The following is a 22219-nucleotide window of genomic DNA, read 5'->3' on the forward strand; positions in this document are numbered from 1 at the left end:
GCCGTTAAGCCTGCTGAAGATAAGCTGCTAACCTAATCACCTAACCCCCCAGCTGCCATGGAAAAGACCGAAGTTCAAAACCAAGTACACCTCGATGCGGCCACCGCTCTGCTGACCGGCAACCTGCAGGAAGGAGCCGAGCGTTCCGGCCTCGACAACACCCTGCAGCGCTGGATTCAGGATATCAAGGATGCCAACAACCCCGAGTTTCACCAGGTCGTGGTCGACCTGCAGGAGCTGAAGGCCCACATGGGCTCGGGCACCTACGACAAGGACATCATCGGCCGCCTGCTGAATCGTCTGGGCGAGAATACCGTCAAGGCCGCCGTCTTTGCCGAAGGAAACACCAAGCCCCGCGTGGAGCAGCTTGGCGAAGCCCTGCTGGCTGCCGCTAAGCAGGTGCAGCACCCCGGCACCGCCAACTCTGCCGAGCATGACCTGCAAAACAGCTAAGCCAATGGCTTGGCACCAAATGCCTGAACACGAAAAAGCCGGCTCCTGGAAAGGGGCCGGCTTTTTTGATGCTGGTATCTTTTCCCGAAGGAAAACGATTAACCGCGACGCTCTTTGATCTTGGCTGCTTTGCCCGACAGGCCGCGCAGGTAGAACAGACGGGCGCGACGTACTTTACCGCGGCGCACCAGCTCGACTTTCTCGATGTTGGGCGACAGCAGCGGGAAAATCCGCTCGGTGCCGATCTGGTTGGAAATCTTGCGCACGGTGAAGGTTTCGCCGTTCGTGCTGGGGTTTTTCCGCTGAATCACAACGCCCTGGAACTGCTGAATGCGCTCCTTGTTGCCTTCGCGAATTTTCACGTGCACGTTAACGGTGTCGCCGGCGGCGAAAGCAGGGAAGCTGGCGCGGCGCTCCTGGGACTCCTGCTGGATAAAATCGAGTAGTACGCTCATGACTGAAAAAAACTAGAAAAAGGACGGCGCCGCCGCCCGGGGTTTCACTTAAGGAGGCGCAAATATAGCGCTCTGTTTTGATGATTACAAATCAAGGAGAGAAATGGTGAGTTGGTGAAATAGTGAGTGTTATTCTGCTGGCACCGTTGGCGCGGAACTACGTCCACCCACGCCGCCAGAACAGCCACTCACCATCTCGCCGTTTCACTATCTCACTTCACTCCCCCAGTAGGTCGGGGCGGCGCTGGCGGGTGCGCTCCAGGGCCTGGTCGTGCCGCCAGATTTCGATCTGGGGCGTGTTGCCGGAAAGCAGGATGTCGGGCACTTTCTCGCCCCGCCACTCCGCGGGCCGGGTGTAGATGGGCGGGGCCAGCAGGTTGTCCTGAAACGAGTCGCTCAGCGCCGATTCCTCGTTGCCGAGCACGCCGGGCAGCAGCCGGACCACGGCATCGGTGAGAATGGCGGCGCCCAGCTCGCCGCCGCTGAGCACGTAGTCGCCCACGCTGATTTCGTGGGTGATGTAGGCCTTGCGGATCCGCTCGTCGATGCCCTTGTAGTGCCCGCAGAGGATGAGCAGGTTCTGAGCCAGCGAAAAGCGGTTGACCAGCGGCTGCCGGAGCGTTTCGCCGTCGGGTGTCATGTAAATAACCGCGTCATAGGAGCGCTGGGCCAGCAGGCCGTCCAGGCAGGCCGCAATGGGCTCCACGCGCAGCACCATGCCGGCCCCGCCCCCAAACACGTAATCGTCAATCTGCCCGTGCTTGTTGATGGCAAACTGCCGCAGGTCGTGGACGTGAATTTCGGCTAGGCCCTTGTCCTGGGCCCGCTTCACGATGGAAACCCCGAACGGGCTGGTCAGCAGCTCCGGCTGGCAGGTTACGATGTCGACGCGCATGCCGCTTATTGTTTAGCCGTCGGCTCGTCGTCGAGCTCGGGGCCGTCGAACTCGTCGGGCTCGTCCTTCTCGCGCGAAGCGGGGGTGAGGTAGACGTCGAGCAAGCCCTCGGGCAGGTTCACAAACAGCTTCTTGGCTTCGTGGTCGGCCCGGGTCACGACTTCGCCCACCACGGGCACCAGAATTTCCTGGCCCTGGTAGCGCATGCCCATCAGATCCTGCTGGGGCATCTCGTAGAAGGTTTCTACCGTGCCCAGTTCGCCCAGTGTTTCATCGACCACGAGGTAGCCAATCACGTCGTGGAAATAGAACTGGTCGTCTTCTAGCTCGGGCAGTTCGGTCAGAGGGCGGTAGAGCTTGGCGTTGCGCAGGGGCTCGGCGGCTTCGATGGTGTCGAAGCCCTTAAGCTTGAGCAGGGCGCGGTTGTCGGCGTGGGGCTGGAGCTTTTCCACGGCGTACTCGGTCAGCTTGCCGGGCGCGGTGGGCATCTCCAGATACACGGACTTGAGCTTGCGGTAATCGTCGAGGTCATTCACGTCCAGGAAGGCCATCACGAAGCCCTTCAGGCCGTGCGTTTTGCCGATGGAGCCCAGCTGGTAACAATCGTCGAGGTTCATAATCAGGGGTGCTTACCGGGGTGGGGAAAAAAAGAAGAGGTGACCAGGAGCCGTCGTTCGTTCAGCCGCCGCAGCTGCTGAATTTCGGAGCCCCTAGTCACCTCTTACCTAACTACCTAAAAACTAGGCGCCGGCTTCTTCAGTCGTTTCGGCCGGAGCTTCAGCTTCGGTCGTTTCGCCTTCAGCAGCTTCTGCTACGGGAGCAGGAGGCGTGTTTTTCTTGCGGATAGCCTCGGCGCGAGCCTCTTTCACTTTGGTCTCAGCAGCCAGGGCAGCCTTTTTGGCTTCGTCCTTAGCCGAGCCCAGCGACGTGCGCTTGCTCTCGATTTTGCTGTCTTTCTGCTCTTTCCAAGCGGTGAAACGCTCGTCGGCAACGTCCTGCGAAATGGCACCTTTGATAACACCCAGCTGCAGGTGCTTGCGGTACAATACGCCACGGTAAGAAAGCATTGCGCGAACCGTATCGGTTGGCTGCGCACCCTTCATGATCCAATCAAAGGCTTTGTCGCCGTCGAAGTTGATCGAAGCAGGGTTGGTGTTGGGGTCGTAGGTACCGATTTTCTCGATGAAACGGCCGTCGCGGGGGGCGCGGGCGTCAGCTACTACGATGTCGAATTGAGCGGCCTTCTTACGGCCACGACGGGCGAGGCGGATTTTAACTGCCATAAACCGGGTTGGTTAAGCGACGCAGCTCGTGCGTCTGGTTGAAAATGAGGTGCAAAGGTAGGGGAAAAGGTGAAGTTGTGAAAGGTGAAATTGTGATTGGGCCCGCTTTAAATAGGAAAGGGTGGCGCACGGCCCGTAACGGCGGAAATGCGGCATAAAATAAGCCCCGGCTGCTAAAGCAACCGGGGCTTGTTAAGTAGGCCAGTGGGGCCGGCCGTTGAGTAGCAACTCACCACGAGCCCAGGCATAATTTCCTCCCTACGCCGCCACGCGCATCTTGGGAGCGGCGGCTACTTTGCGCTTGATCTTGATGATGCCGACCTTGTCCAGGGTCCAGATAACGGAGTAGGTTGGGTCCAGCTCCCACCACTTCACGCCGAAGTTGACGCGCATGGGCAGCTTGTGGTGGTTGTTCTGAAACAGCTCGCCAAAAGCCAGGAAATCCAGGGCCAGGGTGTTCTTGCTGTGGTCGTGGTTGTCGAAGTTCTGGTAGCCGTACTTGTGGCCGCCCCAGTTGACGATGGCGCCGTGAATGGGGCCCATCAGGAAGTGAATCGGCAGCAGCAGGTACATCCACCAGGCAGTGGCAAACTGGGCGTAGAACAGCACGTAGAGCGTGCCCCAGCCCAGGCGGGAGTACCACTTGTCGCCGAAGTTCTCGACGGCGGCCCACTCGGGATAGTCGCCCTCAAACCGCTCGGCGGCGGGGTACTTGTGGTTGAGCACGTCGTTGTAGATGTTCTTGGTCTTCCACATCATGGAGAAGGCATTCGACGAGAACAGCGGCGAGTGCGGGTCCATTTCCGTGTCGGAGTAGGCGTGGTGCATACGGTGCAGCAGCGCGTAAGCCCGCGGCGACAGGAACGAGGAGCCCTGGCAGAGGTAGGTGAACAGGAAGAAGAACTTCTCCCAGAACTTGCTCATCGTAAACATCTTGTGCGCCGCGTACCGGTGCAGGTAGAACGTCTGCGTAAACAGCGACAGATAGTAGTGAGCGACAAAGAAAATCAGGATTGGCATGGGCCGGTCAAATGATGAAAACGCTGACAGCAGGCGGAATAAGCTGCCCGCAGAAGCTCAACGGGGGGCTATAAGTTCCGCTTGCTTCCGCAAAACTACGGTCACGGGTGCCCGTCTTCAATAAACGGACCCAAAAGGCCAAAATATTATTCAGCGAATACCGGCTGGACTTTGCCCGGGTGCGAGACCCACGAAAAAAGCCTCCCCGGGCGGGGAGGCTTTCGTAACGAACTGCGCAAGAAAAGCTAGGCCGGGTAAAACGCCTGGGCGGCTTCCCAGTGCGGCATGGCCGGCACCGGGGCGCGGAAGCACATGGCCTCCTTCGTGACGGGGTGCTCAAACTCGAGCTGACGGGCGTGCAGGGCAATGCTCACGTCGGGCAGGGGGGAGAGGAAGCCGTACTTCACGTCGCCGACAATGGGCGTGCCCAGGCCCGTGGCGAGCTGCACCCGGATCTGGTGGGGGCGGCCCGTGATGGGGTTCACCTGCACCAGAAAGCGGTTGCCGGCCTGGCCCAGCACTTGGTAGTCGAGGTCGGCCTTGAGGCCCTGGCTGTGGCGCTCGGTGTAGGCTTTGGTCACGTTGCGAATGGGGTCCTTGACCAGCCAGTGGGTGAGGTGGCCGCTGGTCGGGTTCGGGCACTTGCCCACCAGCGCCCAGTAGGTTTTGGTCACCTTGTTGTCGCGGAACATCTCGTTGAGCCGGCTCAGGGCCTTGCTGGTTTTGGCCAGGGCCACCACGCCGCTCACGGGCCGGTCGAGGCGGTGGGCCACGCCGACGAAGGCGGCCCCGGGCTTCTTGTACTTGAACTTCAAATACTCCGCCGCCTTGGCCGACAGGGGCTCATCCCCGGTGTTGTCGCCCTGCACGAGGATGCCGGCGGGCTTGTTGATGATGAGCAGGTGGTTGTCTTCAAACAGGATTTCTTCCTGCTCCGACCAGATATTCGGACGATTCACTGAAAAGGTACTTATGAAGTATGGATTACGAAGTATGAATTGCCCGGATGGCGGATTCAGCTAATTCAGAATGCATACTCCAGAATTCAGAATTAATTTAATACGCTTCGTCCTGGGTGGGGAAGTTGCGGTCCTTCACGTCTTTCACGTAGCGGGTCACGGCGTCGCTCATCAGCTCGCCCAGCTCGGCGTAGCGGCGCAGGAAGCGCGGCTTGAACTCTTTGGTGATGCCCAGCATGTCGTGCACGACCAGCACTTGCCCGTCCACGTCGGGGCCGGCGCCGATACCGATAACGGGAATTGTAAGCTTTTCGGCGACTTGCTTGGCTAGGCTGGACGGAATTTTTTCGAGCACCACGGCAAAGCAGCCCAATTCCTGGAGCAGCAGGGCATCTTCGATGAGCTTCTGGGCTTCGGCTTCCTCCTTCGCCCGCACGGTGTAGGTGCCAAACTTGTAGATGCTCTGGGGCGTGAGGCCCAGGTGGCCCATCACGGGGATGCCGGCCGTGAGGATGCGGGTAATGGACTCCTTGATTTCGGCCCCGCCCTCGAGCTTGATGCCGTGCCCACCCGACTCCTTCATGATGCGGATGGCCGAGCGCAGGGCTTCCGAAGAGTTGCCCTGGTAGGATCCAAACGGCATGTCCACCACTACGAAAGCGCGCTTCACGGCCCGCACCACGCTCTGGGCGTGGTAAATCATCTGGTCGAGGGTGATGGGCAGGGTGGTTTCGTGGCCGGCCATCACGTTGGAGGCCGAGTCGCCGACGAGCAGCACGTCGATGCCGGCGCCGTCGAGCAGGGTGGCCATCGAGAAGTCGTAGGCCGTGAGCATGGATATTTTTTCGCCGCGTTGCTTCATGGCCAGCAACTGGTGCGTGGTCACGAGTTTCACTTCTTTATGCTGCGACATGTCCGGGTGATTAGGGGATGAGGGAAGTCCGGCCGAGAGCAAGCCGGGCCCAAAAGTGCCAAAATTCCGGCACTTGCCCGGACCGACTGCCGAGCTTGCCCCCGGCGTGGCCGTGTACCCGCCTGAGCCGGGGCCGCTTAACGGGTGAGGAAACTACGGTTGCGGTTCAACTTCAGGTCCTGCAGCAAGGACGACTTGGCCGCAATGGTCACGAAGTAGCCGCGGGTGGTGCCGAAGGGAAACCACTGCCCGTTGATCTGCCAGCAGTGCAGGTCGCGGAACACGTTCAGGGACGTGTACGACACCGTCTGGTTTTTAAAGTCGTAGCCGGTGCTGTAGCCGAAGCGCAGGTTGGGCGTCAGCTTCACCGAGCCGCTCAAGCTCAGACCCGCCGTGATGGGCGAAGGCCGCAGGCGGCCGGGACGGGCGGGCAGCGGACCCGGGTCGGTGTAGGAGGCCGTGAAGTTGCTGCTCAAATCCCAGGGCAGCTCGAAGTCCACGTAGTCTTCGTAGGGGTTCACCGGCTGCGGGTTGCCCAGGGCAGGGTCGTTGGTGGGCGCCACCGTGCGCGGCACCACTGACTTCTTTTTGCCCTGCACGGGGTTGAACTGGTAGCTCAGCGAGAGGTTGGCATTCGATAGGCGGGCCAGGCGGCGCTTGGACTGGTCGAGCAGGTACTTGTTGATCAGCAGCCCGGTGGAGTCGCGCTGGTAGAATTCGAAGTTGGCCGCCAGCAACACGTTCAGCTTGCGGGCCACCTGGGTGCGGAAGGTCGAAGACAACGGTGACAGGCGCAGGGATTCGGCGGCGAAGTTGTAGCCAATGTTAAAGTCGAGGCCGTCGATGAGGCTGACCTTCTTGAAGGGCGTGGTGCCGGTGGTGTCCTGGGTGTCGCGCACCTTCATTTCCACCGAGTTCTGCAGGCTGAAGCTCACGGCGCTGACCTGGCGGCCGCTGGGCGTACCGTACAAGAAGCCCTGGTAGCGGGAAAAGCTGATGGGGTTGAGCAGGCGGGTATTGTCGCCGGGGTAGCGCGGGTCTTCCTGGTTGTAGCGCAGCCCCGAGCTGTTGGTGAGCGGGCCCAGGTTGGTGCCGATGGCGTAGAAGTTGCGGTTACTGGTAAAGTCCGGCGAGTACTGGTAGCTCAGGTTGGGCGTCAGCTTGTGGCGGATGGCCTCAATCTTCTTGCCCTTGATGACGTACACCCCGTAGACGTTGGTGCCCAGGTTCAGGCCCGAGGAGTACGAGTACACCCGGTTGAAGCCCCGCACCGTGTCGATGCGCACGGCTTGGGCGGCCGGGATGTAGGTGTAGTCGAGACGCTTGCCGTACCAGGTTTCGCCGTAGTTGAACGAGGGCTGCAGGCTCAGGTGCTTCAGCACGGTGTAGCTGCCCAGCGAAATCTGGAAGGCGTGCTGTAGACCGGTCTGGGAGTTGCGCAGGATGGTGCCCAGGTTGCTGAACTTCACCGGAATCTGGTTGCCGACCACCGTGCCGCCGAGCAGCGGAATGCCGTTGGCCAGGGCCCGGGCCTGCTGGTAGTTGCTGATTTTATTCTGGCCCGTGAGGGTGTAGGCCACCGAAAACTGCTGGTACAGCGGCCGGGCCTTCAGCCCGAGCAGCTCGTAGAGATACTGCCGGGCCACGCCCACGGTCACGTCGGGCAGGGTGAAGTCCATGGCGCCGGTGCCGGTGTTCTGGCTCTGGCTCAGGTTCAGGGCGTAGTTGACCGGCGAGTTGCGGATCTGCTTCTGGTAGCTGATGGTGGAGCTAAACGAGGGTGTCAGGCGCAGGCGGGTGTCGTACTGGTTTTGCTGGTTGTAGTCGGTGCTGCCGGCCTGCACGCTGGCCGAGAACCGGCCGCCGCCGGGCCGGGGCGTGGGCGTGTGGTTCCAGGTCAGCCAGAACGTTTTCGGCGCCCGGGGCTTGCGGTAGGTCTGGTCGGTGTTGACCGAGGTCGGGGCCAGAATCTGGCTGGCGGGGCGCTGGCTGAAGCTGAAGTTCAGGCGCCCATCGTAGGTGTAGCGCTTCAGATACTGCATTTCGGCCGTGGTGCCGAAGCCCCCGAACGTGGCCGCGTTGCCGGAGTAGATGTCGCCGGTCAACCGGACACCAATATACTCGTTGGGCACCCAGTAGTAGCCGCCGTTGCGCAAAGCGAAGCCCCGGTCGGCGGTCTGGCCGAAAGTCGGAATGATCAGGCCCGAAGCCCGGCTCTTGTTCGGCATCGGGAAGTAGCCGAACAGAAAGCCCAGGGGCGTGGGAATGTCGCCAACGACGAGGTTGAAGGGGCCGGTCACCACCTTTTCCTTCGGAATGACCTTCATCTTGGTGGCGTTGATGAAGAAGTGCGGGTGCTCCAGGTTGCAGGTGGTGTAGCGCCCGTTGCGGCCGAAAATCTCGTTCAGCTCGTTTTTCTTGATGGTTTCGGCGTGCACGAAGCCTTCGCCCTCCGACGTGACGGCATCCGTAATACGGCCCTTCTTGGTTTTGAAGTTGTAGTTGATGCGCCCGGCGGCGTAGGTGGTGGCCCCGTCCTTGAACACGGGCTTGTCGCGCACCTTGCCGGTGGTGTCGGCCGCGCCCTCGGCCGTGAGCAGGTTCTTGGCGTAGTCGACCGTGATACGGGCGGCCTTGAGCGACATCTCGCCATAGTCGACCGTGGCTTTGTCGTAAAGAATTGCCTGCTTGTTCTCGACCTCAAACCGAATCGAGTCCTTGGCCGCGTACTTCACCGTGGTTTTGATGTCGCCGGTGGGGGCGGCCGCCACGCGCAGGGAGTCGCTGCGGCGGGTGGTATCAAGCGCAATGCTACCGGCCTGACCAGCCCGGCGGATGCGGGCCGTATCGGCGGGCAGCGGGTTGGTGGCCGGCCGGCCGTCGACGTTCAGGGGGCGCACCGCGGCCGGTGTGGAGGCCTTGGCCGGGCGGCGCTGCCCCCAGGCAGCGGGCCCGGACCCCAGCCCGAGCAACACCAAAAGCAGCAGAAATGCCGGGCGCATCGGGTAGGGATAAAGAGAGAAAAAGGACCGGAGGGGGGGCGTTGGCAATGCCACGTAGTTTTTAATCGTTTATTTTGTGGCTGTTTGCAAAGATAATGGGTAGCTCCCCCAACTAACGAACTCTGTGCGGAATATTGTCGCTCTTTGCGCTGCGGGCCTGCTTTTTCTGGCGGGACCAACGCGGGCCGTGGCTCCCGGCACGCCGGGGCTACCGCCCGCCAAATACCACCTGCGCACCGTCGTACTCGATGCCGGCCACGGCGGCAAGGACCGCGGCTGCGCTGGCGTGAAGGCCCGCGAGGCCGATGTAGCCCTGAAAATCATTCTGGAGCTGGGCCGGCAGATTGAGGAAAACATGCCCGACGTGAAGGTGGTCTACACCCGCAAAACCGACGTGTTCGTGGAACTCACCGACCGGGCCGGCATTGCCAACAAGCATGCCGCCGACCTGTTCATCTCGGTGCATTGCAACGCCAGCGCCCCCTCGGCCTACGGCACCGAGGTCTGGACCATGGGGCCGCACAAGACCGACGCCAACTTGGCCGTGGCCAAGCGCGAAAACGCGGTAATCTTACAGGAAGACAACTACAAGGCCAACTACAACGGCTTCGACCCGACCTCGCCCCAGAGCCATATTTTGTTCTCGCTCTACCAAAGTGCCCACGTCGTGAACAGCATCCGCTTCGCCCAGAAAGTGGACCGGCAGTTTCGCACCACCGTGGGCCGCAGCTCCCGCGGGGTGAAGCAGGCGGGCTTCCTGGTGCTCTGGAAATCGACGATGCCCTCGGTGCTGATTGAGTCGGGCTTCCTGACCAACCGGGCCGAGGAGCAGTACCTCAACGATAAATCGGGGCAGTCGTATATGGCAGCAGGAATCTACCGGGCCTTCCGGGATTATAAGAACGAACTCGAAGCTATGAACGGGGAGTAGGGGGCCTAGCGCCCCGTGCGGCCCCTTTCGCCGGCCCAATCACCTCATTTACCAGCTGACCCAACGTGTCGAAAGAAATAAAAGTGGCCCTTTTGGGCATCGTCGCTTTGGCGGCTCTCTACATTGGCTTTAACTTTCTGAAAGGCAGTAATTTGCTCTCGTCGGATCGAACCTATTACGCCAAGTACGACAACGTGGACGGCCTGACCGTCGGCAACCCGGTTATTCTCAACGGCATTAAAGTCGGGCAGGTGAAGCAGATGGAGCTGCTGCCGGCCGAGCACAACCGCATCCGGGTATCGCTGGAGCTGCAGAAGGGCATTACCGTCGGCGACTCCACCGTGGCCAGCCTCTCGGGCTCGTTGCTGGGCAGCAAGACCATCACCCTGTTTCTGGGCAAAAACTCCACGGTGTACGATGGGGGCGAGGAGCTCAAATCCTACACCGTGGCCAGTATCACCGACGCCTTCCAGGCCAAGGCCCTGCCCGTGCTCGGCACCGTCGACTCCACGCTGATCAAGGTCAACAGCTTTCTGAACAAGGACGCCCGCGTGAGTTTGCAGGCCACCCTGCTCAACGCCCAGGGCTCGACGGAAGCGTTGAAAAACCTGCTGGTAATGAACCAGCGCAACATCAACCAGATTACCACGAACATGGCCCGCCTGACCAGCGACCTGAACGTGACCAGCAAGAAGTTTGACCGCATCGCCGCCAACTTCGCCGTGCTCAGCGACTCGCTGAAAAACGCTCCGGTGGGGCCGGCCATGCGCAAGCTCAACGCCACCATGACGGAAGCCCAGACCGCCATGACAGGCGTCAACAAGGCCCTGACCGACCAGAAAGGCTCGTTGGGTAAGCTCATCAACGACTCCACGCTCTACAACAACCTCAGCGCCACGGCCGCTAGCTCCAACGCCCTGATCAAGGATTTGCAGGCCAACCCTAAAAACTACGTGCACTTCTCGGTGTTCGGCGGCGGCAAGGCTAAAACCAAGACTGAAACCACCAAAAAGCCCAATGGTGAGGTGGAAGTAGAGAAAAAGACGGTGCAGCCCGCCCCCGTAGTGGTAGCCCCCGAAAAGTAGGCCGCCCGGCCGCAGCCAGAAACCCTTACCTTTGAATCCGCCCCGCTGGGGCGGATTTTTTTATGCACTCCAGGTGAAATGGTGAGCTGTCGTTCTAGCGGCGCAAATGGCGCATAGCCGCACCAGTGGAACGACAACTCACCATTTCACAACTTCACCACCTCACCACTACCCCCTTCCCACCCGCATGGACCTCGAATTCAACAAAAACGAAGACCAACTCAAACAACTCACTTTCCAGCTCCGTCAGAAACTGCAGCGCGTGGCCCTCGGGGGCGGCGAAAAGCGCATTGCGGCTCACAAGGCCAAGGGCAAGCTCACGGCCCGGGAGCGGATTGACTATCTGCTCGACAAGGGCACCGAAAGCTTCGAGGTGGCGGCTTTTGCCGGCGAGGGACTGTATAAGGAGGAAGGGGGCTGCCCCAGCGGCGGCGTGGTAGTCGTGATTGGCTACGTGAAGGGGCGGCAGTGCGTGGTGGTAGCCAACGATGCCACGGTGAAGGCCGGGGCCTGGTTCCCGATTACGGCAAAGAAAAACCTGCGGGCCCAGGAAATCAGCATCGAAAATAAGCTGCCCATCATCTACCTCGTCGACTCGGCGGGCGTGTTTCTGCCCATGCAGGACGAAATCTTCCCCGACAAGGAGCACTTCGGCCGCATGTTCCGCAACAATGCCGTGATGAGCTCCATGGGCATCGTGCAGCTGGCCGCCATCATGGGGCCCTGCGTGGCCGGGGGCGCCTATCTGCCCATTATGTCCGACGAGGCCATGATTGTGGACGGCACCGGCTCGGTGTTCCTGGCGGGCTCCTATTTGGTGAAGTCGGCCATCGGGGAAAGCATCGACAACGAGACCCTCGGCGGGGCCAGCACCCACTCCGAAATTTCGGGCGTCACGGACTACAAGTTCAAAAACGACCAGGAGTGCCTCGACCACATCCGCAACATCTTCGACAAGATGGGCGAGCTGCCCAAGGCCGGCTTCAACCGCGCCGCCGCGGCCGCGCCCAAGCTGGAGCAGAAGGAAATCTACGGCCTGCTGCCCTCGGACCGCGCCAAGCCCTACGACATGATGGACATCATCAGCCGGCTGGTCGATAACTCAGAGTTTGAGCCCTACAAGGACCTCTACGGCCAGACGCTGATCTGCGGCCTGGCCCGCATCGACGGCTGGGCCGTGGGCATCGTGGCCAACCAGCGCAAAATCGTGAAGAGCAAGAAAACCGGCATGCAGATGGGCGGCGTCATCTACTCCGACTCGGCCGACAAGGCCGCGCGCTTCATCATGAACTGCAACCAGAAGCGCATTCCGCTGGTGTTTCTGCACGACGTGTCGGGCTTCATGGTAGGCTCGCAGAGTGAGCACGGTGGCATCATCAAGGACGGGGCGAAGATGGTCAATGCCATGGCCAACTCGGTCGTGCCCAAGTTCACCGTCATCGTCGGCAACTCCTACGGGGCCGGCAACTACGCCATGTGCGGCAAAGCCTACGACCCCCGCCTGATCGTGGCCTGGCCCACGGCCCAGCTGGCCGTGATGAGCGGCGCGGCCGCCGCCAACACGCTGCTGCAAATCCAGGTGGCCGCGCTCAAAGCCAAGGGCGAAACCATCACCCCCGAAGCCGAAAAGGAGCACCTGGACCGCATCAAAGCCCGCTACGACGAGCAGCTCTCGCCCTACTACGCCGCCGCCCGCCTTTGGGTCGACGCCATCATCGACCCGCTGGAAACCCGCAAAGTCATCAGCCTGGGCATTGAGGCGGCGAATCATGCGCCGATTGAAAAGGCGTATAACGTGGGGGTGATTCAGGTGTGATTTGATGATTTTTTAACTCTCTAAACTGAATTACAATGCCAGTAGATTTTTCAGATATCTTGGTTGTTGGAGTTTCTTCAAGGGCATTATTTGATCTTGAAAAGGAAAATGAGATTTTCGAAAAGCAGGGAATAGAGGGTTTTAGAAAATATCAGCAGGAAAACGAGGATGTGCCATTGAAATTTGGTACTGCATTTTATCTAGTTCAACGCTTGTTAGACTTGAATCTGCAGGCTAGTAAAAGAATCGTTGAGGTTGTTGTGATGTCTCGCAATAGCCCAGAAACGGGAGTTAGAATGCTTAATTCCATCGAGAAACATGGTCTTGATATCACTAGAATTGCATTGTCAGGAGGTGAGCCACTAGCCCCGTACATAGATGCTTTTGATATCGACTTGTTTTTATCAAAAGATGAGAAAGATGTTCAAGCTGTTATTGACTCTAAAGTTTCTGCAGCTGCAACAATATATGCCCCACCTGCTTCTTTCAACTCTGATGATAAAAAAGTGAAAATTGCTTTTGATGCAGATGCAGTTCTCTTCTCTGAAGAATCAGAGCATAGGTATAAAACGGAAGGTATGGATGCATTTCATAAATATGAGTCTGAACATACAGATGATCCTTTGAAAGAGGGGCCATTTGCTAAGCTCTTAATCAAACTTTCAAAAATTCAAGAACACCTGCCAACAAGAATTGAGCTATCATCACTTCGGCTTGCAATTGTTACTGCAAGAAATGCTCCCTCACATATGAGAGTAATCAAAACGCTAAGGAAATGGGGCGTTTATGTAGATGAAGCTTATTTTTTAGGCGGATTGCCAAAGGATAAAGTTTTATCTGCATTCGGCGCACACATATTTTTTGACGATCAAGAAGCGCATCTTACAAGCGCGAGTAAAGTTGTTCCCTCGGGTCGAGTTCCATACTCCACTGATTCTGTCATGAATAGTGTAGAGTAACGTAATCTTTTGCTGCAACCCCGGCCCGCCCCAACATCCTCGTTGCGGCGGGCCGCTTTTTTGTCTATTCTGCGCCCAAATCCATACCCGCATGCTTTCCCTAACCCGCACCGACTCCGACAACCGGGACTTCCAGTCCTTAGTCACCCTGCTCGACCACGACCTGGCCGTGCGCGACGGCGCCGACCACGCCTACTACGCCCAGTTCAACCAGATTGCCAGCATCCGCCACGCCGTGGTGGCCTACCAGGACGGGGAGGCCGTGGGCTGCGGGGCATTCAAGGAGTTTAGCCCGACCGAGGTGGAGGTCAAGCGCATGTTCGTACCCGAAGCCCGGCGGGGGCAGGGCATTGCCCGGGCCGTGCTGGCCGAGCTGGAACGCTGGGCGCGGGAGGAAGGCTACGCGGCCGCCGTGCTCGAAACCGGCAAGAAGCAGCCCGAAGCCATCCGCCTCTACGAGAAAAGCGGCTACGAATACATTCCCAACTACGGGCAGTACGCGGGCGTCGACAACAGCGTGTGTTTGCGCAAAACCCTGGATTCGCAGCCGGCTGCCCACTAGATTAAATCCAAGCCCAGGCAACGGCAGGTTGGCTTGGGCACTCTACTTACCGGGCGGGGCTCCGGCACCGCGTCTTATTTTCTGCTCATATTCTTACAACCCCGCATGAAATTACCCTTCCTTACCCTGGGCCTGCTGGCCGCCTGCCTTTCTTCCGGCTTCGGCCAAGGCACCAAAGACTTGATTAAAGGCATTGAAGCCGAAAAGCCCACCCCGCAGGTGGAAGTGCTGCTGCTGGGCAGCACCCATTTCGGGCAGAGCGGCTTCTACAAGGATGCCCCCAAGGCTGACCTGTTTTCGGCCCCGCGCCAGCAGGAAATAGCCGAAATCAACCGGCTGCTGGCCCGTTTCCGGCCCGACATGATCATGATTGAGGACACGCCCCAGGAGCAGCCCACCACCGACAGCCTCTACACCCTCTACCGCACCGATAAGCTCCAGCTCGAAAGCCTGCCCTACGGCCGGGCCGAGCAGTTTCAGTTCGGCTACCGGCTGGCTAAGCAGTTGGGGCATCCGCGCGTGTACGGCGTGGATGCCTACGAGAGCATCTCCAACCGCATCCTGCAAAACGGCACCAACCTCGAAAGCTTCACCAAGGACTGGGGGGTCTTGAACAAATATGCCGGGCAGGCCGATATGCGCTTCAAGCAGGGCGAAATCACGCTCAAGGACTACCTGAACTTTATGAACGCCCCCGCCACCCTCGACCTCGTCTACCGCACCCTGCTCGTCAACGCCGCCCGGGTCAAGCAGGGCACGTTCGTGGGTCTCAAGCCCGAGGATGCCGCCAAAAACGTGACGGACCCTTACTACATCGGCGCCGAGTACATGACGCTGTTCTACGAGCGGGAGGCGAAAATTTACTCCAACATCGTCACGGCCCAGCAGGCCAACAAGGGCAAACACCTGCTCGTGATTATGGGCAGCCGCCACGCCGCCACCCTCAGCCGCCTCTTCGCCAACGACCCCGAGTACACGGTGGTGCCGGTGAGCAAGTATCTGAAGTAAGTGTGGACCTGAAGCGGGTATAACGTGGCCTCCCGCATTCGTGGGAGGCCAGGTTTTTATTTTCCGGGGCCATCCGCGAATGCGGGAGGGCAGGGGCGAGGTCACCCCACCGCTCCCGCATTCGCGGATGCCTCGGGGTTCAGTTTCCGGGCTCTCCCGCATTCGCGGGAAGGCTGGGGTGACTTCTCCCCGGCTTCCCCGCGAATGCGGGAGAGCCGGGTAACGGTGGTTGGGAGTAGGCTATACTCCGGCACCCATCCGCCCCGCCCGGCCGTATAGCCCAGGGACTTTCAACCCCAGGACCTATGGCCAAAACTACCATTGCCGAACTGCTCGTGGATGCCCTCCAGCTGGCCCGCGTGCGGCATATCTACGGCGTCGCCGGCGACTCGCTCAACGCCATTACCGACTGCATCCGCACCCGCGAGGGTATCGAGTGGCTGCCCATGCGGCACGAGGAAACCGGGGCCCTGGCCGCCGGGGCCGAGGCCCACCTCACCGGCAACCTCACCGTGTGCGCCGGCAGCTGCGGCCCCGGCAACCTGCACCTGATCAACGGCCTCTACGACTGCCACCGCAGCCGGGTGCCCGTGCTGGCCATTGCCGCCCAGATTCCAACCGGCGAAATCGGCAGCAACTACTTCCAGGAAACCCACCCCGAGCTGATTTTTCAGGAGTGCAGCCACTTCTGCCAGATCATCCAGCACCCCGACCAGCTGCCCCACCTGCTCGAAATTGCCATCCAGACGGCCCTGTCCCAGCGCGGCGTATCGGTCCTCATCATCCCCGGCGACGTGCTGAAGATGGAAGTCGAAAAGGTGGACATCAGGATTCCGGCCTTGCGCGGCGTCTCGAAGCTACGCCCCGCCGAGGCTGACTTGCAGGAGGCCGCGGCCCTGCTGAACGGGGCCGAAAAGGTCACCATCTTCGGGGGCGCGGGCTGCGCCGACGCCCACGCCGAGCTGCTCCAGCTGGCCGAAACGCTCAAGGCGCCCATCGTGCACGCCCTGCGCGGCAAAGAGTTTATCGAGTACGACAACCCCTACGACGTGGGCCTGACTGGCCTGCTGGGCTTCGCTTCCGGCTACCATGCCGTGATGGACTGCGACGTGCTGCTATTGCTGGGCACGAGCTTTCCCTACCGGCAGTTCTACCCCGACAACGCCAAAGTCATCCAGGTCGACGTACGCGGTGAAAACATCGGCCTGCGCACCCAGGTGGACTTGGGGCTGGCCGGCGACGTAGGCGAAACCCTGCGCGGCCTGCTGCCGCACCTGCAGAATAAAACCGACCGCAGCTTCCTCGACAAGGCCCTGGACCACTACCGCAACTCCCGCGAAAACCTCGATGACCTGGCCACCGGCACCCCCGGCAAGCCCCTGATTCACCCCCAGTACCTGACCAAGCTGCTCAACGACCTAGCCGCCGAGGACGCCATTTTCACCTGCGACGTGGGCACGCCCACCGTCTGGGCGGCGCGCTACCTGAAGATGAACGGGAAGCGCCGCCTGCTGGGCTCGTTCAACCACGGCACCATGGCCAACGCCATGCCCCAGGCCATCGGGGCCCAGCTCACCTATCCCGGCCGCCAGGTTATTTCCCTATCCGGCGACGGGGGCTTCGCCATGCTGATGGGTGACTTTCTCACCCTGAAGCAGCTCAACGTGCCGGTGAAAATCGTCATCTACAACAACAGCGCCCTGGGCTTCGTGGAGCTGGAAATGAAGGAAGCCGGTCTGGTCAGCTACGGCACCGCGCTGGATAACCCTAACTTTGCCGCCTTGGCCGAGGGCTGCGGGGTGAAGGGCTTCCGCATCGAGGACCCCGCCGACCTGCCTGCCCAGCTTGCCGCCGCCCTGGCCCACCCCGGCCCCGCCCTCATCGACGTGGTGGTGAACCCGCTGGAGCTGTCGATGCCGCCCACCATTGAGGTGAAGCAGGCCGCCGGCTTCAGCCTCTACGCCCTGCGCGCCGTCATGAACGGCCGCGGCGACGAAGTGCTCGAACTGGCCACCAGCAACCTGTTCCGGTAGGGAAGAAGGAGGTCGGCTCCTGCAAAAAGAACGTCATTCTGAGCGCAGTCGAAGCATTTTGCGGGCTAACGTTGCCAAAGTAACTGTCATGCCTAGCGCAGCGAAGCACCTCTGCCGCGGTGGTAATTTACCGTGCCGAGTGAAGCGGGCACGACGCTACGCTGCGCTCGGAGTGATGGTCTTTTTCGCCTCCCACTCATCTTATCCCGCCGCTTTTCGCCCGATATTGCCGGCTGAGCTGCGGCGGCGGCCTCGGGGAACGATACGCCTGCCGCGTTGTTGACAAAAGATGGACGCAGCCCGACCAAACGGGCATTGGTCCGTATCTTTAACCTCTGAGCTATACCAACCGAGTGGCGCCAGGTCCACTCCACCTGCCTGAATGACGAACAAAGAAATCAAAGCCCTTATTTCCCTGCTCGACGACCCGGAAATTGCGTCCCAGATTCAGGGCAAAATCCAGTCGTTGGGCGAAAGTATCATACCGTTTTTGGAGGAGTCGTGGGAGGAAAGCCTGGACCCAACCCAGCAGCAGCGCCTCGAAGACCTGATTCACAATCTGCAGTTTGAGGGCCTGCAGCAGCGTTTGCGGGTGTGGCGTGACTCGGGTGGCGAAAATCTGCTCGAAGGCATGTGGCTGCTCAACTCCTACCAGTATCCCGACGCAGACCTGCAGGCCCTGAGCCGGGCCATTGAGCAGCTGCGTTTCGAGGTCTGGACCCTGCTGCGGCCCGACATGCACCCCGCCGACCAAGTGCAGGCCCTGAACTACGTGCTGTTTCGCACCCATAAGTTTTCGGCCAACACCCAGAACTTCCATTCCCCGGCCAACTCCATGTTGCACCTGGTGCTCGAAACCCGGCGCGGCAACCCGCTTACGCTCTGCGTGATTTACCTGCTGGTGGCCCAGCGCCTGAACCTGCCCATCTTCGGCGTCAACCTGCCCAATCTGTTTGTGCTGACCTATCAGCCCGATGATTTGGCCGTGCTGCCCTTCTACATCAACTGCTACAACCGCGGCCTGATCTTGTCGCGCACCGACATTGAGCACTACGTCAGCCAGCTGAACCTGTCGCCAAACGACATTTTCTACGAGCCCTGCACCCACCTCGACATTGTGCGCCGGGCCTTGCGCAACCTGATGATGAGCTTCGAAAAAATGCAGGAACCCGGTAAGTCGGCCGAAGTAGCCAAGCTGCTGGCCATCCTCACCGACGACACTACCGCCACCGATACCGACCCCAAGGAAGACGACGGCGCCGACGAATAGCAGCCGTTTAAACACCAAAAAGCCCCACCGCACGAGTTGCGGTGGGGCTTTTTAATGCGGGGAAAGATCGACTGTCGGCGGACTACAAATCCTTGATCCGGCAGCCCGAAACCATTTTGCTGGCGGTGCCAACCGACTTGCCGGCCAGTACGTTGTCCAGGGCCTGGGCCAGGTATTGCTCCTTAACGTAGCTTTCGACCTGGGCATTGTCGTCGATGGCCCCCCGGTAGCGGACCGTGAAGCCGTTGCCGGCCGGGGTCAGTAGAAATGCCTCGGGAGTTTTAGTGGCCCCCAGCGCGGCTTTGGCTTTCTGGCCTTCGTCGGTGAAGTACTCCAGCTCGGTGCCGGTGGTTTTCACCTTGAGCTTTTCGGCATCGGGGTCGAAGCTGGCCTCCAGGTTGATGGGCGCGTTGATGAAGAGAAACTCCACTCCGCGGCCGCTGTATTTGCTTTTGAGGTCGTTCAAGCGGTTTTGGTAGAGCTTGGAAAAGGCGCAGCTCGGATTAACAAACACCACGACTACAGCCTTGCTCTTGGCGTAGCTGCTTAGCGCCACGTCCGCGTTGGCCGCCGATTTGAGCGTGAAGTCGCCCACGGTATTCTGGGCGCGGCCCGTCGTGACGGCCAGGGCGCCAAACAGCAGGGCTACGGCGGCAATAATGGAAATTCGGCGAAAAGACATGCGCAGGGAAAGTCAGTGAAGGGCGGAAGGAGCCTCGGGCTCGAAACAGTACGTAAGTACGTAATCTGGGGCCAAAAGCTGGTAGTGAATCTGGTGTTGGCTGCGGAAGTTTTCTGTGAGCAAGTGTCCCGTCAACACACCTGCCTCCCGCAGCCCAAACGGGTTGAGCTGAATCTGCTCTTTAAACACCAGGCCCCGGCGACTGTGCAGCTTGTAAAGCGTCTCCTTGGCACTCCAATAGAGACTATTTTTAGCTTCGTTGTCGCCGGCGTCGGCTCGCTCGGTTTCCGATAAAAACCTGGGAGCCAACTTTTGAGCTTTAGCCCGGATCAGTTCAACATCTGTGCCAACCCGCCCGCGGGCGGCCACCACTCCCGCCACCCACTGCCCCGAGTGCGACAACGATACGGCGTAATCGGGCAGTTGCTCGAAGTAGGGGCGGCCGTTGGCGTCATTGCGCAACAGGGCGGGAGCGGCGGTGAAACGGGCCAGCAGGGCGTGGGCCAGGGCCCGGCCGGCCAGCCATTGCAGGGTGCGATTCTCGTCGCGGCCCGCGGGCTGGAGCGGGGCGTACTGCTCGGCCTGGGGCACCACGGCCAGCAAGTCAGTTGGCAAATCGGTGAGGTGCCACAGGCCCAGCAGAGCATCCGGGGCGAGCGGCGTGACGGTGTGCAGGGGCATGAGCGTGGGGGAGAAGCAGGCGGGAAGAAAGCGCAAAGCACGCACATTGGGGGCATAGTTGGGCGCAAGGGCTAATCCGAGGTTACCTTTCGGCCTTCTTTTCACTTTGCCGCCGCTATGCCCGCCCTCTTTCGCCCCCAGCTGCACAAACTGGCCACCCTGACCGGCCACCGGGACTGCGTGTACGCCCTGGCCGGCAGCGCCGCCGAGCCCACAGTTTTCTCGGCCGGCTCCGACGGATTTGTAGTCGCCTGGAACCTCGACGAGCCGGCCCGGGACGGGGAGTTAATTGCGCGGGTGGAAAATTCGGTGTACGCCCTGCGCTACCTGCCCGCCCGGCGCCTGCTGCTGATTGGTCACAACTTCCAGGGCCTGCAGGTGATTGACCTAACCGAAAAGAAGCTGCTCTACGCCACTGCCCTGCCGCCCGCGGCCATCTTCGACATCGTACACTCCGCGGCCCGCGGCCGGATGTACGTGGCCCTCGGCGACGGGACGCTGGCCGTACTCCACGACGACGATTTTCGGGTGGAGAAGTTGCTGCGCCTGTCGGAGAAAAGCCTGCGCTGCCTGGCCCTGCACGAGGAGCGCGGCGAGCTGGCCGTGGGTGGCAGCGACGCGCTGGTCCGGGTGCTCGACCTGGATTCATTGGCGCTGAAATACACCGCGGAGGGCTCGACCAACTCCGTCTTCACGGCCGCGTATTCGCCCGACGGGCGCTGGCTGCTCACGGCGGGGCGCGACGCCCACCTGCGCATCTGGGACGTGGCCGCGGGCTACGCCGCTCACCAAAGCGTTGTGGCGCACCTGTTTGCCATCAATCACCTCGCGTATTCGCCCGACGGGCAGTTTCTGCTGACCTGCAGCATGGACAAATCCATCAAGCTCTGGGACGCCGAAACCTTCCGTCTGCTGCGCGTCGTGGACAAGGCCCGCAGCGCCGGGCACGGCACCTCGGTCAACAAGTTATTTTGGTCAGCCAGCCGGAAACGGGTAGTTTCGTGTAGCGACGACCGCAGCCTTGCCGTGTGGGAGCTGGTCGCCGACCCCACCGCCCTATGAAGATTACTGCCCTCGATATCCGTCAGAAAACCTTTGAAAAAGCCTTTCGGGGGCTTAACAAAGAAGAAGTTGAAGCCTTCCTCGTCACGCTCTCCCAGCAATGGGAGCGGATGGGCGACGAAAACCGGGAACTGCGCCTCAAGCTCGACCACGCTACCCAGGAAGTAAGCAAGATGCGGGAGGTGGAAACCTCGCTCTACCGCACCCTCAAAACGGCCGAGGACACCGGCAACAGCATCACGGAGCAGGCCCAGCGCGAGTCGGAGCTGCGCATCCGCGAGGCCCAGCTCAAGGCCGAGCAGATCTTGTCGGATGCTCGCCAGAAAGCCCGCGCCGTGGTGGACGACGCCTACAAGCAGGCCGAAAAAACCATTGCCGAGATGCAAGCCGAAGTCAATGGCCTCGGCCAGCAGTGCCAGGGCCTCGAAAATCAGCTCGAAGGCCTCGTGCGCGACTTGCAGCGCCTGGCCGCCGACTCGCTCGATAAAGTGGAAAAAGTGAAGGCCCGGCCGAAAGCTTCGGTGGCCGCCATCCTTTCCCGGGCCGCCAGCGTAAAGGTGAATCGACCTGATCCTTCACCTGAAACTGATTCTGCCATGTTTGTAGGTTCCGCCTCTACTTCTTCCGCGGCCGCCGTGGCCGGCGCCTCCGCCGTCAGCGGTATTGCCACCACTGTTGACCAGCCGCGCCGGCCCATTGGCCCCCAGCCCGGCAGCTACAACCCCAAGCCCGGCCAGCAGCCCGACCCGCATCCGGAGCCCCAGCCGGGCCAGGAGCCCGATCCGGGCGCTCCGGCCCAGACGCCCGGTCCGGACATTCGGCCCAATCCCGCCCCGAACGAAAACCCGGGCATTGCCAACCCCGAGCGGATTCACCAGCCCGGCCCAGCCACCGTGCCGAACCCCGTAGAGCCTTACGTGGAGCCGGCCCGCCCCGATATTCAGCCCGTCGGCCCCAGCCACCCCGAAATTGCCCCGCCTTCCCCCGCCACTCACCCCGGCATGGCCGCGGCAGCAGTTGCGCCGGCGGAGAAGTCGTTTTTTGATGAAATCTAGCCCCGGGCTCGATACACCCCATTGCCAGCAGCCGACCCTTTCCGGGCCGGCTGCTTTTTTTGGCCAGTAATCGGTTGTGCGGGCTAGAGGCCGGC

The 22219-nt window shown here is 60.7% G+C and carries 21 protein-coding genes; 11 read left to right on the top strand and 10 right to left on the bottom strand.

Annotation, left to right across the window (positions count from 1 at the left end; translation table 11 throughout):
- Positions 1-57 precede the first annotated feature (57 nt).
- The gene (locus EWM57_RS10030; RefSeq protein WP_129921010.1) at positions 58-453 is read left to right on the top strand and encodes a hypothetical protein; all 396 of its coding nucleotides are present in this window, start codon (positions 58-60) and stop codon (positions 451-453) included.
- A gap of 98 nt (positions 454-551) precedes the next feature.
- Here the strand turns inward: EWM57_RS10030 and rplS are convergent, their stop codons facing one another.
- From rplS to EWM57_RS10070, 8 genes are all read right to left on the bottom strand, one after another.
- On the bottom strand, positions 552-908 hold the full coding sequence (gene rplS, locus EWM57_RS10035) for a 50S ribosomal protein L19 (protein ID WP_129921011.1): 357 nt from the start codon (positions 906-908) through the stop codon (positions 552-554).
- Between the two features lie 217 nt (positions 909-1125).
- Complete coding sequence (gene trmD, locus EWM57_RS10040) at positions 1126-1803, bottom strand: tRNA (guanosine(37)-N1)-methyltransferase TrmD (protein ID WP_129921012.1); 678 nt, start codon at positions 1801-1803, stop codon at positions 1126-1128.
- A gap of 5 nt (positions 1804-1808) precedes the next feature.
- The gene (gene rimM / locus EWM57_RS10045; RefSeq protein ID WP_129921013.1) at positions 1809-2420 is read right to left on the bottom strand and encodes a ribosome maturation factor RimM; all 612 of its coding nucleotides are present in this window, start codon (positions 2418-2420) and stop codon (positions 1809-1811) included.
- 123 nt (positions 2421-2543) lie between these two features.
- Positions 2544-3086 carry a 30S ribosomal protein S16 gene (locus EWM57_RS10050; RefSeq protein ID WP_129921014.1) on the bottom strand — a complete coding sequence of 181 codons (543 nt, stop codon included), beginning with the start codon at positions 3084-3086 and terminating at the stop codon, positions 2544-2546.
- A 258-nt stretch (positions 3087-3344) separates the two neighbouring features.
- Positions 3345-4106 (bottom strand): acyl-CoA desaturase, encoded by a 762-nt coding sequence (locus tag EWM57_RS10055; protein ID WP_129921015.1) that lies wholly within the window; start codon positions 4104-4106, stop codon positions 3345-3347.
- A gap of 245 nt (positions 4107-4351) precedes the next feature.
- On the bottom strand, positions 4352-5065 hold the full coding sequence (locus EWM57_RS10060) for an RluA family pseudouridine synthase (protein ID WP_129921016.1): 714 nt from the start codon (positions 5063-5065) through the stop codon (positions 4352-4354).
- Between the two features lie 97 nt (positions 5066-5162).
- Complete coding sequence (panB, locus tag EWM57_RS10065) at positions 5163-5978, bottom strand: 3-methyl-2-oxobutanoate hydroxymethyltransferase (protein WP_129921017.1); 816 nt, start codon at positions 5976-5978, stop codon at positions 5163-5165.
- Positions 5979-6115: 137 nt separating this feature from the next.
- The gene (locus EWM57_RS10070) at positions 6116-8980 is read right to left on the bottom strand and encodes a putative LPS assembly protein LptD (protein WP_129921018.1); all 2865 of its coding nucleotides are present in this window, start codon (positions 8978-8980) and stop codon (positions 6116-6118) included.
- Positions 8981-9146: 166 nt separating this feature from the next.
- On the opposite strand from EWM57_RS10070, the gene EWM57_RS10075 reads away from it, so the two are divergent.
- The 8 genes from EWM57_RS10075 (at position 9147) to EWM57_RS10110 (ending at position 18644) form a co-directional block, all read left to right on the top strand.
- Positions 9147-9911 (top strand): N-acetylmuramoyl-L-alanine amidase family protein, encoded by a 765-nt coding sequence (locus EWM57_RS10075; protein WP_394345412.1) that lies wholly within the window; start codon positions 9147-9149, stop codon positions 9909-9911.
- A gap of 65 nt (positions 9912-9976) precedes the next feature.
- Positions 9977-10996, top strand: coding sequence for an MlaD family protein (locus EWM57_RS10080; protein ID WP_129921019.1), 1020 nt, complete (start codon positions 9977-9979; stop codon positions 10994-10996).
- A 187-nt stretch (positions 10997-11183) separates the two neighbouring features.
- A complete protein-coding gene (locus EWM57_RS10085) occupies positions 11184-12812 on the top strand; it encodes an acyl-CoA carboxylase subunit beta (RefSeq protein ID WP_129921020.1) in 1629 nt (542 codons plus the stop codon).
- 35 nt (positions 12813-12847) lie between these two features.
- Positions 12848-13771 (top strand): 5'-nucleotidase, encoded by a 924-nt coding sequence (locus tag EWM57_RS10090; protein WP_129921021.1) that lies wholly within the window; start codon positions 12848-12850, stop codon positions 13769-13771.
- 91 nt (positions 13772-13862) lie between these two features.
- Positions 13863-14333, top strand: a complete 471-nt coding sequence (locus EWM57_RS10095; protein WP_129921022.1) for a GNAT family N-acetyltransferase — start codon at positions 13863-13865, stop codon at positions 14331-14333.
- A gap of 105 nt (positions 14334-14438) precedes the next feature.
- The gene (locus EWM57_RS10100) at positions 14439-15341 is read left to right on the top strand and encodes a DUF5694 domain-containing protein (RefSeq protein ID WP_129921023.1); all 903 of its coding nucleotides are present in this window, start codon (positions 14439-14441) and stop codon (positions 15339-15341) included.
- 305 nt (positions 15342-15646) lie between these two features.
- Complete coding sequence (gene poxB / locus EWM57_RS10105) at positions 15647-17374, top strand: ubiquinone-dependent pyruvate dehydrogenase (protein WP_129921024.1); 1728 nt, start codon at positions 15647-15649, stop codon at positions 17372-17374.
- 382 nt (positions 17375-17756) lie between these two features.
- Positions 17757-18644: a transglutaminase-like domain-containing protein gene (locus EWM57_RS10110; protein WP_129921025.1), complete on the top strand. Its 888-nt coding sequence runs from the start codon at positions 17757-17759 to the stop codon at positions 18642-18644.
- Positions 18645-18726: 82 nt separating this feature from the next.
- Here the strand turns inward: EWM57_RS10110 and EWM57_RS10115 are convergent, their stop codons facing one another.
- Both EWM57_RS10115 and EWM57_RS10120 read right to left on the bottom strand, forming a co-directional pair.
- Positions 18727-19326: a redoxin domain-containing protein gene (locus EWM57_RS10115; RefSeq protein WP_129921026.1), complete on the bottom strand. Its 600-nt coding sequence runs from the start codon at positions 19324-19326 to the stop codon at positions 18727-18729.
- A 12-nt stretch (positions 19327-19338) separates the two neighbouring features.
- A complete protein-coding gene (locus EWM57_RS10120; RefSeq protein WP_129921027.1) occupies positions 19339-20043 on the bottom strand; it encodes a 4'-phosphopantetheinyl transferase superfamily protein in 705 nt (234 codons plus the stop codon).
- An 81-nt stretch (positions 20044-20124) separates the two neighbouring features.
- On the opposite strand from EWM57_RS10120, the gene EWM57_RS10125 reads away from it, so the two are divergent.
- Together EWM57_RS10125 and EWM57_RS10130 are read left to right on the top strand one after the other, a co-directional pair.
- Positions 20125-21069, top strand: coding sequence for a WD40 repeat domain-containing protein (locus EWM57_RS10125; protein WP_129921028.1), 945 nt, complete (start codon positions 20125-20127; stop codon positions 21067-21069).
- The gene (locus EWM57_RS10130; RefSeq protein WP_129921029.1) at positions 21066-22124 is read left to right on the top strand and encodes a DivIVA domain-containing protein; all 1059 of its coding nucleotides are present in this window, start codon (positions 21066-21068) and stop codon (positions 22122-22124) included. Before EWM57_RS10125 ends, EWM57_RS10130 begins: the two co-directional genes overlap by 4 nt.
- Positions 22125-22219: the final 95 nt, after the last annotated feature.

Origin of the sequence: Hymenobacter persicinus (assembly GCF_004167665.1) — a bacterium.
GTDB classification, from domain to species: domain Bacteria; phylum Bacteroidota; class Bacteroidia; order Cytophagales; family Hymenobacteraceae; genus Hymenobacter; species Hymenobacter persicinus.

Coding starts and splice junctions, on each gene's coding strand:
- EWM57_RS10030 (WP_129921010.1), top strand. CDS start 58: ATGGAAAAGACCGAAGTTCAAAACCAAGTACACCTCGATGCGGCCACC.
- EWM57_RS10055 (WP_129921015.1), bottom strand. CDS start 4,106: ATGCCAATCCTGATTTTCTTTGTCGCTCACTACTATCTGTCGCTGTTT.
- EWM57_RS10095 (WP_129921022.1), top strand. CDS start 13,863: ATGCTTTCCCTAACCCGCACCGACTCCGACAACCGGGACTTCCAGTCC.
- EWM57_RS10110 (WP_129921025.1), top strand. CDS start 17,757: ATGACGAACAAAGAAATCAAAGCCCTTATTTCCCTGCTCGACGACCCG.
- EWM57_RS10070 (WP_129921018.1), bottom strand. CDS start 8,980: ATGCGCCCGGCATTTCTGCTGCTTTTGGTGTTGCTCGGGCTGGGGTCC.
- poxB (WP_129921024.1), top strand. CDS start 15,647: ATGGCCAAAACTACCATTGCCGAACTGCTCGTGGATGCCCTCCAGCTG.
- trmD (WP_129921012.1), bottom strand. CDS start 1,803: ATGCGCGTCGACATCGTAACCTGCCAGCCGGAGCTGCTGACCAGCCCG.
- panB (WP_129921017.1), bottom strand. CDS start 5,978: ATGTCGCAGCATAAAGAAGTGAAACTCGTGACCACGCACCAGTTGCTG.
- rplS (WP_129921011.1), bottom strand. CDS start 908: ATGAGCGTACTACTCGATTTTATCCAGCAGGAGTCCCAGGAGCGCCGC.
- rimM (WP_129921013.1), bottom strand. CDS start 2,420: ATGAACCTCGACGATTGTTACCAGCTGGGCTCCATCGGCAAAACGCAC.
- EWM57_RS10125 (WP_129921028.1), top strand. CDS start 20,125: ATGCCCGCCCTCTTTCGCCCCCAGCTGCACAAACTGGCCACCCTGACC.
- EWM57_RS10115 (WP_129921026.1), bottom strand. CDS start 19,326: ATGTCTTTTCGCCGAATTTCCATTATTGCCGCCGTAGCCCTGCTGTTT.
- EWM57_RS10050 (WP_129921014.1), bottom strand. CDS start 3,086: ATGGCAGTTAAAATCCGCCTCGCCCGTCGTGGCCGTAAGAAGGCCGCT.
- EWM57_RS10085 (WP_129921020.1), top strand. CDS start 11,184: ATGGACCTCGAATTCAACAAAAACGAAGACCAACTCAAACAACTCACT.
- EWM57_RS10100 (WP_129921023.1), top strand. CDS start 14,439: ATGAAATTACCCTTCCTTACCCTGGGCCTGCTGGCCGCCTGCCTTTCT.
- EWM57_RS10130 (WP_129921029.1), top strand. CDS start 21,066: ATGAAGATTACTGCCCTCGATATCCGTCAGAAAACCTTTGAAAAAGCC.
- EWM57_RS10090 (WP_129921021.1), top strand. CDS start 12,848: ATGCCAGTAGATTTTTCAGATATCTTGGTTGTTGGAGTTTCTTCAAGG.